The organism is Streptomyces sp. NPDC051320 (assembly GCF_040682175.1).
Lineage (GTDB): Bacteria > Actinomycetota > Actinomycetes > Streptomycetales > Streptomycetaceae > Streptomyces.
Genome location: NZ_JBFBAL010000007.1, coordinates 40714 through 57123 on the forward strand (window position 1 = coordinate 40714; position 16410 = coordinate 57123).

The 16410-nt window shown below is 69.4% G+C and carries 12 protein-coding genes and 1 pseudogene; 1 reads left to right on the forward strand and 12 read right to left on the reverse strand.

The genetic code is table 11. The annotated features are described in order from the left end of the window. Nucleotides 1-12: 12 nt before the first annotated feature. From metC to AB0M87_RS16990, 7 genes are all read right to left on the reverse strand, one after another. Nucleotides 13-1302, reverse strand: a complete 1290-nt coding sequence (gene metC, locus AB0M87_RS16960) for a cystathionine beta-lyase (RefSeq protein ID WP_365853523.1) — start codon at nt 1300-1302, stop codon at nt 13-15. Continuing rightward, nucleotides 1299-2561, reverse strand: coding sequence for an MFS transporter (locus AB0M87_RS16965; RefSeq protein ID WP_365853525.1), 1263 nt, complete (start codon nt 2559-2561; stop codon nt 1299-1301). The genes metC and AB0M87_RS16965 overlap by 4 nt, the downstream gene beginning before the upstream one ends. Next, nucleotides 2558-3442, reverse strand: coding sequence for a sulfurtransferase (locus AB0M87_RS16970; RefSeq protein ID WP_365853527.1), 885 nt, complete (start codon nt 3440-3442; stop codon nt 2558-2560). The genes AB0M87_RS16965 and AB0M87_RS16970 overlap by 4 nt, the downstream gene beginning before the upstream one ends. Further along, nucleotides 3439-4665, reverse strand: a complete 1227-nt coding sequence (locus tag AB0M87_RS16975) for an ATP-dependent carboxylate-amine ligase (protein WP_365853529.1) — start codon at nt 4663-4665, stop codon at nt 3439-3441. Before AB0M87_RS16975 ends, AB0M87_RS16970 begins: the two co-directional genes overlap by 4 nt. 20 nt (nt 4666-4685) lie before the next feature. Then, nucleotides 4686-5942, reverse strand: coding sequence for a radical SAM protein (locus AB0M87_RS16980; protein WP_365853531.1), 1257 nt, complete (start codon nt 5940-5942; stop codon nt 4686-4688). A gap of 82 nt (nt 5943-6024) precedes the next feature. Further along, a complete protein-coding gene (locus AB0M87_RS16985; RefSeq protein ID WP_365853533.1) occupies nt 6025-7188 on the reverse strand; it encodes an ATP-grasp domain-containing protein in 1164 nt (387 codons plus the stop codon). 603 nt (nt 7189-7791) lie between these two features. Then, nucleotides 7792-8709, reverse strand: a complete 918-nt coding sequence (locus tag AB0M87_RS16990) for a class I SAM-dependent methyltransferase (protein WP_365853535.1) — start codon at nt 8707-8709, stop codon at nt 7792-7794. Nucleotides 8710-9057: 348 nt separating this feature from the next. On the opposite strand from AB0M87_RS16990, the pseudogene AB0M87_RS16995 reads away from it, so the two are divergent. Next, a pseudogene (locus tag AB0M87_RS16995) lies at nt 9058-9853 on the forward strand (DUF72 domain-containing protein). A 40-nt stretch (nt 9854-9893) separates the two neighbouring features. On the opposite strand, the gene AB0M87_RS17000 reads toward AB0M87_RS16995, so the two are convergent. The 5 genes from AB0M87_RS17000 to AB0M87_RS17020 form a co-directional block, all read right to left on the reverse strand. Beyond that, nucleotides 9894-11042, reverse strand: coding sequence for a glutathione-independent formaldehyde dehydrogenase (locus AB0M87_RS17000; protein WP_365853537.1), 1149 nt, complete (start codon nt 11040-11042; stop codon nt 9894-9896). Between the two features lie 84 nt (nt 11043-11126). Next, nucleotides 11127-11963: a protein phosphatase 2C domain-containing protein gene (locus AB0M87_RS17005; protein ID WP_365853539.1), complete on the reverse strand. Its 837-nt coding sequence runs from the start codon at nt 11961-11963 to the stop codon at nt 11127-11129. 183 nt (nt 11964-12146) lie between these two features. Further along, a complete protein-coding gene (locus AB0M87_RS17010; RefSeq protein WP_365853541.1) occupies nt 12147-13391 on the reverse strand; it encodes an acyltransferase in 1245 nt (414 codons plus the stop codon). A gap of 68 nt (nt 13392-13459) precedes the next feature. Beyond that, on the reverse strand, nt 13460-14014 hold the full coding sequence (locus AB0M87_RS17015; RefSeq protein WP_365853543.1) for a DUF4396 domain-containing protein: 555 nt from the start codon (nt 14012-14014) through the stop codon (nt 13460-13462). Nucleotides 14015-14118: 104 nt separating this feature from the next. After that, nucleotides 14119-16347 (reverse strand): LamG domain-containing protein, encoded by a 2229-nt coding sequence (locus tag AB0M87_RS17020; protein WP_365853545.1) that lies wholly within the window; start codon nt 16345-16347, stop codon nt 14119-14121. Nucleotides 16348-16410: the final 63 nt, after the last annotated feature.

Genomic DNA, 16410 nt, shown 5'->3' on the forward strand with positions numbered 1-16410 from the left:
GGAGCGGCCCGGTCACCGCGGTCCTGGTCGGCTTCGGTCCGCTTCGCGGCGTTGTCCTCTCGCTCGGGGCGGCATGTCTTCCCGCGCCGCGTTGTCGTGGCCGCGGTGAGGCTGTCCCCTGCACGTCAGGGCTTCGAAGCCGCCCCTCAGGTCATTCTTCAGGTCATCCAGGCCCTCGAAGCCGACGTGTACCCGGACCAGTGGCCCGCGTCCGTCCCACGTGCGCGGCAAGCGGTGGGTGACCGGGTCGGTCGGCACGATCAGGCTCTCGTAGCCGCCGTAGCTGTGGCCGATGCCGAAGATGCGCAGCCGGTTGAGCATCGCATCGACGTCCGGCTTGCCGAAGCCCGGCTCCAGTTCCACGCCGAACAGCCCCGCCGCTCCGGTGAAGTCGCGGCGCCACAGGTCGTGGCCGGGGTCCTCGGGCAGCCCCGGATGCAGGACGGCTGCCACGCCGTCCTGATCGGCGGTCCAGCGGGCCAGTTCCAGCCCATGGTCATGGTGCCGGCGCATGCGTACGCTCAGGGTACGCAGCCCGCGCAGGCCCAGGTAGGCGTCGTCGGCACTCGCGCACTGGCCGAGCCGGATGGCCGTCCCCCGGACGACCGGGTAGCTCTCCTGCGTGCAAACGATCGTTCCGAGGATGCTGTCCGCGTGCCCTGTCAGGTATTTGGTCGCGGAGTGGACCACCGCGTCCACGCCCAGCGCCAGCGGTCGGCAGAAGGCGGGCGTGGCCCACGTGTTGTCCGCGATGGTGGCCACCCCCCGGGCCCGGCAGACGGCGGTGATCGCCGGGATGTCCTGCACTTCGAAGGTGGTGGAGCCCGGGGACTCCAGGTAGAGCAACCGGGTCCGGGGGCGGATCAGTTCCTCGATCGCGGCGCGGCCCGCAATCGGGGGGTAGTACTCGGTCTCCACTCCCAGAGCGGCGAGCGAGTCGCAGAACTTCCGGGTCGGCAGGTAGGCGGAGTCGCTGACGAGAATGTGGTCCCCGGCCCGGACGTACGCGAGGAGCGCCGTGGTGATCGCCGAGAGCCCGGAGCAGGTCGCCACCGCCGCGTGGCCGCCCTCCAGTTCAGTCAGTGCCTCCTCGAAAGCGCGGCTGGTGGGGGTGCCGAATCGGCCGTAGACCGGGTGACCGCGCTTGAGCGGATCCGCCTGGGAGGCGTCCATCTCGGCCGTGTCCCGGTAGAGGGCGGTGGAAGCGCGGTAGACGGGCGGGTTGACGTAACCGCCCTGCCGACGGGGATCGGAACCGGCGTGCACGAACCGCGTCTCCTGCGAAGAGGTGGACTCGTTCACCGGACCACCGTCGTTTCGACCACCGCAGGTTCGGTGACGGTGGGCCGCCGGCGGCCACCGAGCAACAAGGCGAGCAGAGCCGCAGCCGCGCACTGGGCCGCCACCACCAGCCAGAACATACCCAGGTCACCGGCAGCCTTGTAGTGGGCGAAGACGAATCCGCCGACGACGCCGGCAAGAAGGCCGCCGACGCCGGCGGCCAGCCGCTGCACGCCGAAGGCGAAGGCCGGGTTGCCGGGCACGCGGTGGACGAGTTCCAGGTCGCAGCGCAGGAAGAGGAAGATCTCGCCGAGGGTGAAGAGAGCGGTGCCGGCCAGCAGGGCCGGGATGCTGCCGAGTGCCATGCTCGCCATGCCGAGCGTCATCAGGCCGAATGAACCGGCCACCAACAGGCGGTAGTCGGCAGACCCGATGCGGTGGGCGAGCGGAGGCTGGAGCAGCACCACCATGGCGCAGTTGAGGAGCATCACCCAGCCGAGAACCTGAATGTTGGACACCCCGGCGGCGTACAGGCCCATGAAGCTCTGAAAGAAGAAGTAGAGGTAGAAGGCGAGGGCTGTGAAGAGCACCGGGCGCAGCGCACCGCGCAGCGCCGCCCGCTTCCCGGTGGCCGTCTCGGTTCCGGGCGCCGCCGGGGACTCGGCCGACCGACGCACGACCGGTTTCAGGGCGGCCTGGTGGGCGGCGGTGATCAGAGCGAAGAGCCCGGCGAGACCGATGAGCAGCAGCACCGGGTCGGCGTCGATGAGCAGCGCGGCGAGCAGCGGCCCGATCCCCATGCCCGCGTTGAGGGCGGCGCTGCTCACCCCGAGGAAGAGCGGGCGAAGTTCGTCGGAGACGCTGGTGACGATGTATGCCTTGTTCGCCGGGAGGTACAGCGCCGGACCGGCGGCGACGAGGACGACGGCCGGGTACGCGACCCAGTCCACCGTGACGGCCAACCCGAAGAGAACCAGGCCGACCGTGCGCAGGGCGAGCGCGAGCACCATGGTCCGCTTGAGACCGATCCGGTCCACGACCGGGCTCCCAAGGATGCTGCCGCCGAACTGGATGAAGGTGGCCACGGCCACCAGAGTCCCGGCCACCCTGATGTCCAGGCCGACCGCCTCGACCATGAGCACCCCGAGGAACGGCGTGACCATGTAGCTGCCGAGGGCGACGACGAAGGAGAGGCCGATCAGGGACTTGAGGGCGGGGGGAAGACCTTTGAAAGTCTGCCATTTCGCGGTGAGCTGCCTGCCGCGACGTCCTTCGGTCACCGCAGGCTACTCCCGTCGGGGGTCTCGCCGGTGGCCACCGGCCGGTCGGAGGGCAGGCCCCACTCGCTCCACGAGCCGTCGTACACGGCGAGGTCGCGGTAGCCGGCCAGGGTGGCACCGAGTGCGAGAACACAGGCGGTGACCCCGGAGCCGCAGCTGAAGTACAGCTGCTCACGATCCCGGGCCGCCGCCTCGAACGCCGTGCGCAGCTCGTGCGCCGGCCGCATCACGCCGCCGTCCCGCTGAAGGTCACCGAAGGGGAGGCTGACGGAACCCGGCATGTGGCCACCCCGCAGGCCCGGGCGCGGCTCGGGCGCGGTGCCTGCGAACCGCCCACTGGTGCGTGCGTCGAGAACGGCGGCGGCCGGGTCGGCGAGGGCAGCGGCGACAGCATCGGCGTCCACGATCAGTCCTGGGCGGGGCCGGGCGGTGAAGGTGCCGCGCGGGCCGTCGTAAGCGGCGGGCGACGGCTCGACCGGATGGCCCCCCGCGATCCAGGCGGGCAGGCCGCCGTCGAGGACGGCCGCCCTACCGAAGCCCATGGCGCGCAGCATCCACCACGCGCGGGCGCTGGAGTAGATCCCCTGTGCGTCGTAGACGACGACCGTGTCGGCATCGTGCACCCCGAGCGAGCGCAGGGCCTCGGTGAACTCCCGGGCACCGGGCAGGGTGTGCGGCACAGTGGAGGAGTGGTCGGACAACTCCCCGTCGAGGTCGAAGGGGCGGGCCCCGGGGATGCGTAGGGCCGCGCCCCGGTGGGCGCCGACCGAGGCGTCGAAGAGAACCACGCCCTCCCCGCGCCGGGCGGCCAGCCAGTCAGCCCCGACGAGCGGGCCGGCAAGCGCGGCGGCAGCGGTGTCGGGGGGTGTCGTCGCGCTCATGTGGTACCTCCGGAAGAATCGGCAGGCCGCCACCGGGTGTTGTCGGAGAACCAGCCCGCCACACGTTCGAGATTGGCTGCCACATCCTCCTCCGTGTCCCCGTCGACCACGTAGCCGGCCAGGAACAACCCGGATTTCACCCCGCCGTTGAACTGCTGGCCGGTCGTCCCCGTCAGGGCCACCTCGCGGACGCACTCCGGCTGTTCGGCTCCAGGCCCCGCCGTCGGCAGGCGTTCGAGCACTCCGTTCCGCGGCGGGATGCACAGTGCCCCGGCAGGTCGGTACGTGGGGGTGCCCAGCGTCGAGGGGAGGCCGCACTCGGCGTACAGCCACTCCTTGTCCAGATCGAGCCCGAACGCCTGCCGGACCATCGCACTGATCATGCCGCCGCCGGTCCGGCTGGCGATCTCGCAGAAGACCAGCCGGTCGTCGGGCGTGATCCAGAACTCGGCGTGGAAGGCGGTCTGCGAGGGGGTCGGCAGCTCGGCCAGGACCGCACGCGCCGCTTTGACCAACCGGTCGTACGACGGGTCCTGCGGGGTGAGCGGGAGGTTGGCCACCCAGTCGTTGTCCCGGAATGACAGGCAGTCGTTGAGGTAGCGGAAGGGGTGTACGAAGACCACTTCACCGCCGGCCACCAGCCCGTCCACGTGGTACATCTGACCGGGTACGAACACCTCGATCTCGCTGACCCCCCGCCACGGGTCTGCCAGGTACGCGTCCAACTCCGTCTCCTCGCGTACGATCACCGCGCCCAGAGAGCCCGACTCGGACACCGGCTTGATCACGACCGGGTAGCGGTGCTCGGCCACGAAGTCGAGGGCGCTGTAAGCCGAGTCGAGCCGCCGGTAGGCGGGCACTTCGACGGCCCCGCCCACGAGATGGTCCTTCATGACCACCTTGTCGCGGAAGGCGAGCGCGCTCGCGGCGTGCTGGCCGGGCAGTCCGAGGAGCTCACGCAGCTGGGCGGCCCGCACGATGTCGGCCTCGGCGCGGGCGAAGACGGCCTCGACCGCGAACTCGCGGGCCAGGCGCAGCGCGGTCTTCTCGACCAGTTGGTTGGTGTCGTACGCGTCGAAGGCACGGACGTGCGGGAGGTGGGAGTAGCCCGCAGCGTACTCGGACGCGGTCACGATGACCGGAACGATTCCCGTGCCGGCCAGCCACTGGTCGTACGGGGTCTTGGCGTAGGGCGTCTTGGCGAAGACGAGGATGTGGCGCATCGTGGTGGCGTCCTCTCGTGTCAGGACCGGGAGTCGGCGACGAGGAGCGGCAGCCGGTGCCGTGCAGGAACCCGGGAGATCAGGCCGAGCTCCTCGGACAGCTCGGTGGCGAAGCAGCCGTCCTTGTACGTGCCGGAGAGCCGCTTGGCGGTGAAAGCCTCAATCGCCTCGTGGTCGAACTCCGCGTCGTACGCGGCGTTCTCACCCGATTCTCCGGGAGCGACCGTGCGGACCAGGATCCCCAGGTGCGGCTCGAAGGTGTTGACGCAGCCGACGATGTCGCCGATCTTCTCGCGACGGCCTTCGGGTCCGTCCGAGAGGACCTCCTCCTGGGCGGGGATGGCGGCGAACAACTGACGGCCGGCCCGGCACCAGCCGACGTGCCCCGGGAAGCCCATGGCCTTGATGCCGAAAGTGCCGAAGTCCTCGCTGACACCGAGTTGGAAGCCGAGCGGCATCGTCTCGTGGATCCCCTTGAAGTCCCGGTATACCTGCTCCGTCTCCTCGCGGGAGAGGCGGAGCTCGGGGTGGCGGCCGCCGTGATCGGTGAAGTTGTTGAAGCGGACGGTGGCAACGCCCAGCGCATTGAAGTAGTGGACGTAGCGCTCCAGGGAGGTGCGGCCGTGGTTGTGGCGGCCGATGGTGACGCCGATGTTGACGCGGAAGGCGTCCTCGGCGTCGACGCTCTTGTTGTACTCGTCGATGCGGCGCAGCACTTCCTCGGTTTCCACGCCGGAGAAGACGCCCTTGATGGGGTACGTCCTGTGGTCGACGACGTTGAGATTCTCGTCGATCACGCCGTGGTAGGTGATGGAAATGGTGCCGTAGCCGTTCTCCACTGCCAGGTCGAGGAGCTCGGTCCAGTTGTCGGCCAGCAGCGGGCGACCGCTGGTCCAGGCGTCGCCCTTTTCCATCGTCTCGGTGGGCTTGTGGTCGGATTCCTGCCGGAATTCGCGGTTGTTCGCCGGCCCGTAGATCCGCATGAACGCACCGTCGTACGCGAAGCTGTCCACGTAGCGGGGGTAGACGTGGTAACCGCGCGACTGGAGGCCATGGAGGATACGGGGCCCTTCCTCCATGGCGAAGGACTTGTCGTAGACCTTCTCGTAGTTGACGAACCAGCAGTGGGTGCACTTCTGGCCGCAGGTGTTCTTCCCGACCTTCGTGTCGAGGTCGAGGTAGATGTGAATATCCTCGGGATTGATGTCTTTGAAGGGCGTCGAGAACGGAGCATCCCCGTGGAAGTCATAGGAAATTGGATTGTTCTGAACAGACATGTGTCCCCCGGTGTAGTGACATGCTCGATGAAAGAGTGAAGAAGTAGAGGTGTGCGGTACGGCGGTCCGCCCGGTGCTCTCGTCAGAGGGCAGGAGCGGGCACGGTGGTAACCACCCGGTGGGCCATCAGCTCCGCGACGACCGCCACACAGGCGTTGGTGTCGGCCGCGGTCAGGAGGGCCATGCCGAGGCGGTCCGAGGAGGAGCGCAGCGGGTGGACCTGGTCGCCGGGGCGGACGGCGAGGTCCCAGGCGTGGATGTGCCCGTGGGTGAGGGCGGGCGGTGGCGCGACGGCCGTCACGCGCCCTGGCGGGGCGGTGAGAAAGACGGTGGCGGCCGCGGACGCCGAGACGGGGCTCCGGCGGATCCCCGCGCCGACCGCCCAGCCGAGAGCGGCACGCCGCCATTCGACTCCGGTGGTGAGGTGGACCAGGTCAGCGAGGCCGTCGCCGCCGAGCCGGGCATGGGTCTCGATCACGACGACCTTGTCGCCGTCGACCATGACCTCGGTGTGACTGGGGCCGTCGGTCAGACCGATGGCGTCGAGCAGCTCGCTGACCGCCCGGGTGACCAGCTCCTGCCTGCGCTCGTCCAGCGAGGGCGGCGGCATCATGTGGCTGATCTCGATGAACCCGTCCGTGACGCCCTTCTCGGCGATGCCGAGGACCGTGTGGCTGCCGTCTGCCGAGAGCGCCTCGACACTGAACTCGTGCCCCTCGGCGAACTGTTCGAGCAAGTGCGCGGACGTGCGGCGGTCCGCAGGAAGTTCATCGATGCTCTCCACCAAGGCGATGGAGGTGCTGCCGACCCCGTCGACCGGTTTGGCCACCGCCCGCCCGTGGTCGGCGAAAAGGCGCGCCACCGCTTCCGGGTCGCCGCCCGCCGCAAAGGCCGGATTGAGGTGCGGAGCCTCACGCTCCAGTATCCGTCGCATCTCCAACTTGTCGCGGGTGGCCCGAACCACGGCCGGCTCGACGCCGGCAACACCGAGGTGGCGGGCGGCCAGCGCAGCCGGCTCCACGCCGAGTTCGGTCAGGGAGACGACAGCGGTGGGTGCCAGCGGCCGCAGAACCTCGTCGGTGAAGGCGAGGAAGGCCGGCAGGTCCAAGAAGTCAACGGTGAGGACCCGGTCGTCGGGGTCGAGGGCCGGCGCACCGGGCAGTTGTACGTGAATCAGCTCACCGGGCAGGGTCGCAGCCTCCCGGGCCACGGTCGGATTGGCACCGACGACCACGAGGGTCGTCACCCCATCCACACCCCGTCGGTCTCCCTGCAATGCTTGTGCCGCCCCCACCGCGTACATCTCTCCCCCTGCCCCCCACGCTGACGGATCGTTCGACCGGCGTGGTAGCCAAATATCACCAAGTGGGATCGTCGCCTGTCAATAGGTTGACAAACGGCTGGGAATCATGCCGACGAACGGCCTTGACCTGGATTCGCCCCGTTCTATCAAGGGCCCGCTCACGGAGGTGCGCGCTCGGGAAAGCACTCACGCCCGGAGGACGCACAGGCGCGTCGGGGAAAGACTTTTCAGCGGATTGCCAGCCCCGCGTCGCACTCCGTGCACAAACCGGAGCAATAGCCACTGCCCAGTGGTCGGTTTCGGCCAATCTTCTCCTTCAGGGCGGCCTGACGAGCGACGCCGGCGCGGGCGAAGAGCGGTGCTTTCGATGGCTGACGACAATGAACCACGCCCGGGGCTGGAGAAGCGCGGCGGCTTCTCGGTGCTCACGGCATGGAGGGACCGGCTTCGCCTCGGTCAGCGCCACCAGGGCACGTACGCGATGGGGGGGAGATCGTGAACGTGAGTCGCTACCGAACCCGGATCGGTTCAGATCGGCTCCTCACGTCAGTGCCTCTCTGCGACGGCTACGCGGCCCGACTGCAAGGATGCCCGTCTCCGTGCCGGGCTACCGAGGCTGTGCGCGAGGGCGAGGAGGGTGTCGTCCGACACCACCCGCAGGCCGTGCTCCGCGAGCAGTGCGGCCATCTGTTGCGGCCTCCACAACGACCGCCACGGCTCGCCCGACGTGACGGAACCGCCCAGCACGCGTGTCAGTAGCATCCCTGCGGCTGCTTTCACCGACGGCGCCTGGTAGTTGACGACGAGTGCGCTGCCCGGGACCGTCCGGGCAGCGAGCGCGGCCACCGTGGCGCGCACCTCGTCGCGCGTGAGGTAGGGGACGACGCCCTCCCACAACCATGTCGTCGGCGCGGAGGGATCGTGCCGTGCGGCGTCCAACGCCATCCCGAGATCATCGACGGCGAAATCGACCGGCGTGAAGCGTACGGAACGGGCGATGGTAGGCAGTTCGCCGACTGGGAGATCGCCCTCATCGGGCCCTCGGACCGCTTCCACGGCCTCGCCGAGGCGGGCGCGCTTGTCCTGCTGGGAGGCAGGATGGTCGACCTCCCACACATCTGTCTGCGCGAGCCCGGGCAGACGCCACGCGCGCGTATCCAGACCTGCGCCGAGGATCACGAGCTGGCCGGTCACGCGGGCGCCCAGGGCATCGTCGATCGCGACTGTCCGCGGAACGACCACCTCGGCGCACGCCCGCACACGCTCGTACGCGGTACGCGCCTGCCAACCCTCCGGCGGAGTACTCCCGCGCACCTCGTCCACGGACGTGCGCTCCGCGATGCGCAGCAACCGCACCGCCACCGGATCGGCGAACCGCCCTGGAGCAGCCTTCCCATCGGCGACTGCCCGCCCCTGGCAGACCAGCACCGCTGTCCGGCTCGCCGCACGCCCACTCTCGCTCATGAAGCCGTATTCAACACTCCTGCCTGCCCCGACCTCAGGGAGGAACGGACATCAGCCAAGGATCAGCGGCATCCCGGTACCTGATCCCGACGCAGGCCGGCGAGTACGAGACGGCCGCCAAGAAGCTCAGCTGATCACGGACCTGGTGTGCGCCGCTTGGCCCCAACGGGCGAGCGGCGCACCGTCCGGGATGCACTGAGGGACAGCGGACGACGGTTGCCGTAGCTCGTCTTCTCACCTCTCACAGGAAGCCCCCGCTCCCAGTCCTTCTTTCCGAGGCGCCCAACGGAGCAGTGGCGGCAGAGGTGAGGCGATACGTCCGGTGGCCCACCGGGCAGGGATCGGGGCATGCCCATGCTCGTCGGAACCTCGGGATGGCAGTACAAGGACTGGCGCGGTGTTTCTCTACCCGCCGCGGGAGCCGCAGCGGCTGTGGCTGGAGGAGTACGCCCGGAACTTCGCCACGGTGGAGAACAACAACGCCTTCTACCGCCTGCCCACCACGGACGTCTTCGCCTCCTGGCGGGAGCGGACGCCGGACGGCTTCGTCATGGCGGTCAAGGCCAGCCGCTACCTGACCCATATGAAGCGGCTCCGTGATCCCGAGGAACCGGTGCAGCGGCTGATGGGCCGGGCCGCCGGTCTCGGCGACCGGCTGGGGCCGGTTCTGCTGCAACTGCCGTCGCACTTCCGGGAGGACGTCCGCGCTCTGGACGCCTGCCTGAGCTGCTTTCCCGACCCGGTCCGGGTGGCCTTCGAGCCCCGCCACCCCTCATGGTGGGCGGCAGATCGGGAGCTGCGGGCGGTGCTGGAGCGGCACGGGAGCGCTCTGTGCTGGGCGGATCGGGGTTCCCGGCCGGTGACGCCGCTGTGGCGGACCGCGCCGTGGGGGTACGTCCGGTTTCACGGCGGCACGGCGGAGCCGCCACCGCGCTACGGACGCCAGGCGTTGAAGTCCTGGGCCCGCCGCATCACCGACGCCTGGTCCGATGAGGAAGACGTGTATGTGTACTTCAACAACGATCCGGGCGGCGCGGCCGTCGTGGACGCGGCGAAGTTCGCTCGGGTGGCCGCCGCGCTGGGCCGGACGGTGAGCCGTACGCCCACGACATCCGGCCCTGGTGGCACGATCCACGCTCCTTGACCGACACGGTGGGCGGGCCGCCACCCGTCACCCTTCTCGCTTACGCCGGCACCAGCTCCGGGTGCAGCACCACCTTCGTGTAGCCCTCGATCCGCTTGTCGAACTTCTGGTACGCCATCGGCGCGTCCGCGAGCGGGAGTTCGTGGGAGACCACGAAGCTGGGCTGGGCCCTGCCCGCGGTGATCAGGTCGCGCAGCTGGCGGTTGTACCGCTTGACGTTGCACTGCCCGGTGCCCATCCGCTGACCCTTTTCGAACATCCTGCCGATGGAGACCAGCAGCTGGCCGTGTTTGGCGTGCTCGTCCGGGCCGCCCGGGTCGGACGGTACGTACAGACCGGGGATGCCGAGCATGCCCGTCGGCCGGACCGTTTCGACGAGCGTGTTGAGGACGACCGCGGGCTCTTCGTGGCTGGCATCGTGGGCCTGGGCCTGGTAGCCGACCGCGTCCACGCCCTTGTCGGTGCCCTCACCGGCCGTCTGCTCCTTGATCTGCTCGGCCGGGTCGCCCTTGGTGAAGTCGATCGGGATGGCCCCGATCTGCTCCGCCTTGGCCAGCCGCTCGGGTACCCGGTCCACGGAGAACACCTTCGACGCGCCGCGCAGCAGCGCCGAGTAGGCGGCCATCAGGCCCACCGGGCCGGCGCCGTAGACGGCCACGGTCTCACCGGGGCTGACCTGCGCCAGTTCGCAGCCGTGGTAGCCGGTCGGGAAGATGTCGGCGAGGAGCACGAAGTCGGTCTCGAACTGCTCGCCCGGTGGCAGCTTCAGGCAGTTGAAGTCGGCGAACGGCACGCGCAGCCGTTCGGCCTGCCCTCCGGTGTACGGGCCCATGGCCACGTAGCCGTAGGCGCCGCCGGCGAAGCCGGGGTTCACCGTCAGGCAGAAGCCGGTGTTCTCCGCGAGGCAGTTCTTGCAGAAGCCGCACGCCACGTTGAACGGCATGACGACGCGGTCGCCCACCTTGAGGGAGGCCACACCCATGCCGACCTCCTCGATCACTCCGAGGTTCTCGTGCCCGAACACGATGCCCGCCTCGGCCGCCGTGCGGCCCTCGTACATGTGCAGGTCGGACCCGCAGATCGCCGACGACGTGACGCGCACCAGCACGTCGTTCGGGTGCTGGATCCGGGGGTCCTCCACCTCCTTGATCCCTACGGTGAAGGGCTTCTCGTAGACGACGGCCTTCATCTCCACCACCTCCGGGAGGACAGCGCTCCGGGCCGGCGGCACTCGGCCGGCTACCGCGCGTTTCCGGACACTTCCAGCGAACACCTACCCGGGACCTCGTTCAAGTGCGGACGTGTGCTCGTGATCCGCCGCGCCCGCCGGCGTGTGCTGGTCGCCCATGTGCAGCAGCGCGAGCGTGATGTTGTCGGGGCCGCCGGCCTCGATGGCGGCCTTCCACAACTCGAAGACGGCCCTGCCGTCGTCGTGGGACCGGAGCAGGTCGCCGAGTTCGTCCTCGGGTACCGGGTCGGTCAGGCCGTCGGTGCAGACGAGGTAGCGGTCGCCCGCGGCCAGCGGTGACGTGGTCACGTGCGGCGTGATGCCGACGAACCGCGGGGCGCCGCCCAGCGCCTGGGTGAGGATCGGCGTGATGCGCTGCCCGGGCGGCAGCGGCGGATTGTCGTCTCTGCTGAGCAGCCGAAGCCCGCCGTGTCGAGGACCGCCGTCGCGCTCCCCGCCCTGCGTCGCGTCGAGCACCCTGCTGTCGCCGACATTGAACACCAGCAGTGACTCCGCCAGCACGACGACACCGGCGACCGTGGTGCCCATGCCTGCCAGCGCCGGATCACGCTCGGCGGCCGCGTACACCTCGCGGTTGCACCGGTTCAGTGCGTCACTGACGGCTTCCTCGCTGTCCAGCGTGGGGCCGATGGCCGCGAGTCTGCGGGCCACCAGCGCACTGGCCACCTCGCCGGCCGGAGCGCCGCCCATGCCGTCGGCGACCGCGACGACGAGCGGATTGCCGTGCGGGAACACCAGCGTCTGCGGGTTCTCGGTCACCGTGCCGCACAGTGTCCACGGCCCAACGACGAGGGTGTCCTCGTTGTGCTCGCGGATCAGTCCGGTGTGGGTCAGTGCGGTGACCGCAATGTACGGCGTCATAGCGTCCCGCCTCTCTGGAGGGACGTGCGCTTGCAGGTGCGTTACCTGCCCCATTGTCGCGCTTCGAAAGCGCCCAGGGAACGAGGGCGCACGCTTCCGGGAGCGTGCGTGGAAAGCCGACGTCCGCCCCGGGGTGGGGTCGGGCTCGGGCTGGGTGACGGGGAGCCATGGCCGGCCGGTCGCTCACGTGGCCGCTGGGTGCGGGCGTCTGCGGCGGGTGAGGGGTTTCTCGAGGAGATAGTGGGAGGCCGTGGCCGCTGCGAAGCTGGCGGCCACCGTGGCGGGCAGGAGTCCGTTGTCCACGCCGATGTCGGACAGCAGTCGACCCAGGGGGTAGTGCCACAGGTAGAGGCCGTAGCTGAGGTTGCGTCCGATCCAGACCAGCGGGGCCAGGGACAGGGCGCGGGACAGCCAGGTGCCGGGCTGGAGATCCAGCGCCGCCAGGACCGTTGCCGACAGCAGGGCCGATACGAGAAACCCGATCGTGTACCAGGGTTTGGTCCAGGCGCTCGCGCCGGTCATCGGCACCTGCCAGACGATCACGGCCAGCAGTGCCAGCGCCGGCCAGGCCAGCCGCCCCGACCACAGGCGCAGCGCGATAAGCCTGCTGTCCTGCGCGTGCAATCCGGCTACGACCACGGCCAGCAGGGCGCCGATCAGCAACTGGTCGGCGCGGGTATCGGTGCCATTGTAGATCCGGTGCGCCGAGGTCGGACTCCACAGCTCGTACCGCCAGAGCACCGGCAGCACACACAGCACCGCCGTGCAGAGCACCACCGCACGTCGTCCGACCCGGCGCAGGAGCAGGAGGAGCAGCGGCGGCCAGAGGAGGTAGAACTGTTCCTCCACCCCCAGTGACCAGGTGTGGCCCAGCAGAGCGGTGTCACTCGAGTACAGGCCGGGCTGGGCCGCCCGGACGATGTTGACCAGGAACACGGCGGTCAGCGTGATGGAGGGCCAGGCGCCGTCGAAGCCGGGCAGTGGGGTGGCGAAGGCCAGCACGGCACACAGCACGCAGACCGTCAGCAGGGCCGGGACCAGTCGCAGCCAGCGCCGCCAGTAGAAGGCGCGCATCGCGATGTCGCCGGTGCGGGCGAACTCGGCCAGCAGAAGCCGGGTGATCACGAAGCCGCTGATGGTGAAGAAGACGTCCACACCGAGGGCGCCGCCGGGCAAGAGGCCGGGTTTCAGGTGGTAGACCATGACGAGTCCCACGGCCAGCGTCCGCAGCCCGTCGATGCCCTGCACCCGCCCGCCGATGCGCAGAGCGGAGGGGAAGCCACGCCCGGCCCGTACGGCCGGGCCCGCCTCCGGTGCGGAGGCGGGTCCCGGTGGCGCGTGGCGCACGACGTCGGGTGGAGCGCGTTCGGCCAGCCCCACGGCGTCCCGGGCCGAGTGTGTCGCTGGGGAACTGTCTGCGCTGTCCACGGAGTGCACCTGCCCGTGAAGGGGCAGAGCACGCGGGCGTTAACCGAATACTCATGAAGAACGGCGCGTCAGTGGTAGGCGTGCACGACGGCGTGGCCCTTGCCGCGAACGATCATCCACCGGTTGACCGGCGTCGTGACGACGAAGGCGAGGGCGAGCGAGCCGGCGAGGGAGGTCCAGAAGAGGACGTCGGCCAGTCCGGCGTTCATCGCACCGGGGACACCGACCATGACGGTGTTGTCGATGATCTCCATGACGGCGATCGATACGGTGTCGGCGGCCAGCGCGACCTTCAGGGCCCGCCGCACGGGTACGCCGGCGCGCAGGACACCGCGCATGGTGAGCGCGTAACCGAAGACGAAGGCCAGCAGGATCGACAGCGCCACGGTGGCCCCGTTGTGCAGGCCTGCTGCGGTTCCGATCGCCAAGCCCAGGATCTCCCCGATGGCGCAGCCGGTCAGGCAGTGCAGTGTCGCCTGCGCCGCGGCCCGCCAGGACGTGCCGCCGGCATGCCCTCCGTGTTCACCGTGATCACCTTGATCGGCGTGTTCACCGTGATCGGCGGGGTCGGCGTGGGGGCGGGCGGATGTGTGGGTGTGGGCGGGGTGTGCGGGGTGGTCCATGGCGTCTCTCCCTACGTCTGTCACACGGGGCAGCGGCCCGACACAGACGCCCAACTATGTACCCCCCGGGGGTATTCCCTCGGGGGGTACGTGGACCCGTAGCTCTACTTTTGAGCGCTCGCCAGCCGGTAATGGTTGGCGACCTGCGTTCCGGTGAGGACGCGAGGATAGACGGCGGTCTCGTCCAGTTGGCCCTTGAAGAAGGCACTGGTGGGTTTCGACGGCCAGTTGTTCAGGTTGTCGCCGCCGACGTGCCAGAAGCCGGTGTAATCCGCGTTGGTGGTCACGCTGTTGGTCTTCAGCAGGTGACCGTCGACGTAGAGGGCCATGCCGCTCGAGCCCTGGGTCGCGACGACCTGATGCCACTTCCCGTCGTTGTACGCGTTCGTGCTGACCAGGGTCTTGAGTCCGCCACTGCTCACGCCGTAGATCAGCTTGCCCGCATTTGTCATGTACACATGCTTGTCGTACTTCCCGCTGTTGGCAGTGGTGTTGTCACCGAATCCGATCAGTTTGCCGCCCGCGGAGCTGGTCGTCCTGAACCAGGTCTCCAGGCTGTACGTGGTCGGGTGCGCCGCACGGACGTCGGTGGAGACCTGCTGGTTCGTGCCGTTGAAGCCGATCGCGGTGGAGGTGCCGTGGACGGCGGCGGGCGTCTGCCGGAGCGAGGGACCGTTGGCCTGGACGCCGGCGGTGTTGCCGGTGGAGGAGTCCGCGACGAAGGGGGACGACGGGTCGTCATAACGCCAGTACAGCTTCGCGCCGTCACCGAGTACCGCGGCCGGATAGGGCTCCGAGCCGGCCGACGCGGTGGTGGTGGCCGTCGCCGACAGCGCGCTGGTGTTGCCCGCCGCGTCGGTCGCGGTGACCCGGTAGCTGTAGCTCTTGCCCGCGGTGACCGAGGTGTCCTTGACGGTGACCTGGGGCCGGTCCCACAGCAGCGAGTCGGCCTGCACGGTCGCCAACGGCGTGCCGGAGCCGTTGCGGTACACCTTGTACGTCAGCTTCGAGTCGTCGGTGTCCATACTGGCGCGCCAGCGCACTTCCACCTCGCCGGCCTTCTCGCTCGCCGCACGGACCACCGGGACGGTCGGCCTGCCGGTGTCACCGGTGGAGGCGAACCGGGTCAGGCTCTGCGCGGGTGCGCCGTTGACGGTGGTGAACTCGCCGCCCGACCAGAGGTACTGGGTGGTGCCCGAGGCGGCGACGGTCAGCGCACGGGGGCCGATCTGCTCGCCCGTACCGTCATTGGTGTCCGGGAACCACCCCAGCTTGCCGGTGCCCGTGGTGGGTTCGGCCAGGAAGTGGTGGCGGCGGCCGTTGGGGAATTCCCCGACGCTGGAGCAGTCGTGCGCGTGCGAGGCGATGTAGAGCACGCCCTTGTAGGACTTCAGAGCCTGGGTGGCGCCGAGGCAGGTGTCCCGCCAGCGCTGGCTGAGGTCCGCGGTGTTGAGTGCGATGCGCCCGTCGAACACGCCCCCGCCGGTGCCCTCGTTGCCGGTGTAGATACCGGTGGCGTCGGTTTCGATGGACTTGACCACCGAGTTGGTCTCGATGAACCCGGGGTACGACTTGGTTACCGCGCCGGACTTGGCGTTCACGACGGCCAGTGCGTGCGAGTTCGACCCGTTGACGGTGAAGAAGTCGCCGCCGAGCACGGCTTGGGTGCCGTCGGGCGTCAACTGGATGGCACGGCCCGGCTCGTCCGCGTTGGCCGTGAAGGGCAGCACCGAGCCGTCGGTCGCCTTGACAGCCGCGAAGCGCTGGTGTTTCTGGCCGCCGACGGTGGAGAAGTCACCGCCCGCGTAAACGGTGTCGCCGGTGACCGCCAGCGCCCGCACGGTAGCGGGGAAGCTCGCTCGGAACGACGGCTTGGGCTTGCAGGTGGCGATGTCGATGGCGGCCAGCGAGGACACCGGGGTGCCGTTGACCGCGCCGAAGTAACCACCGGCGTACAGCGTCTTCCTGTCCGGTGACACCGCGAGGGCTCGCACGGTGGCGTTGCCGCCGCTCTTGACCGTGAAGGACAGTTGGCAGCCGTTCGGGGAACCGGTAGCGGCGTTGAACGCCGCGAAGTTCACCGCGGTCCGCGCGCTACCGGTGGCGCCCTGCGGCGGCCGAATGGCGGAGAAGGTGCCACCCGCGAAGACGACACCATCGGCCTGGGCGAGGGCCCAGACGATGCCGTTCGTCTGCCAGGTGGGCAGATCATCGGCCGTGAACGCCACCGGCGGCGTGATGGCCGAGGCCTTCGGTGCGGTGGCGATCACCCCGAGACCGGCCGTGGAAATCGTCAGGACAAGGGCAGCTGACAGCCCTCTTGATCGGTGCATGGACCCCCCAGGTCTTGCAGACCACCGGCTCTCCCCCGGAAATACGGGAGGAACGGTAGGGCG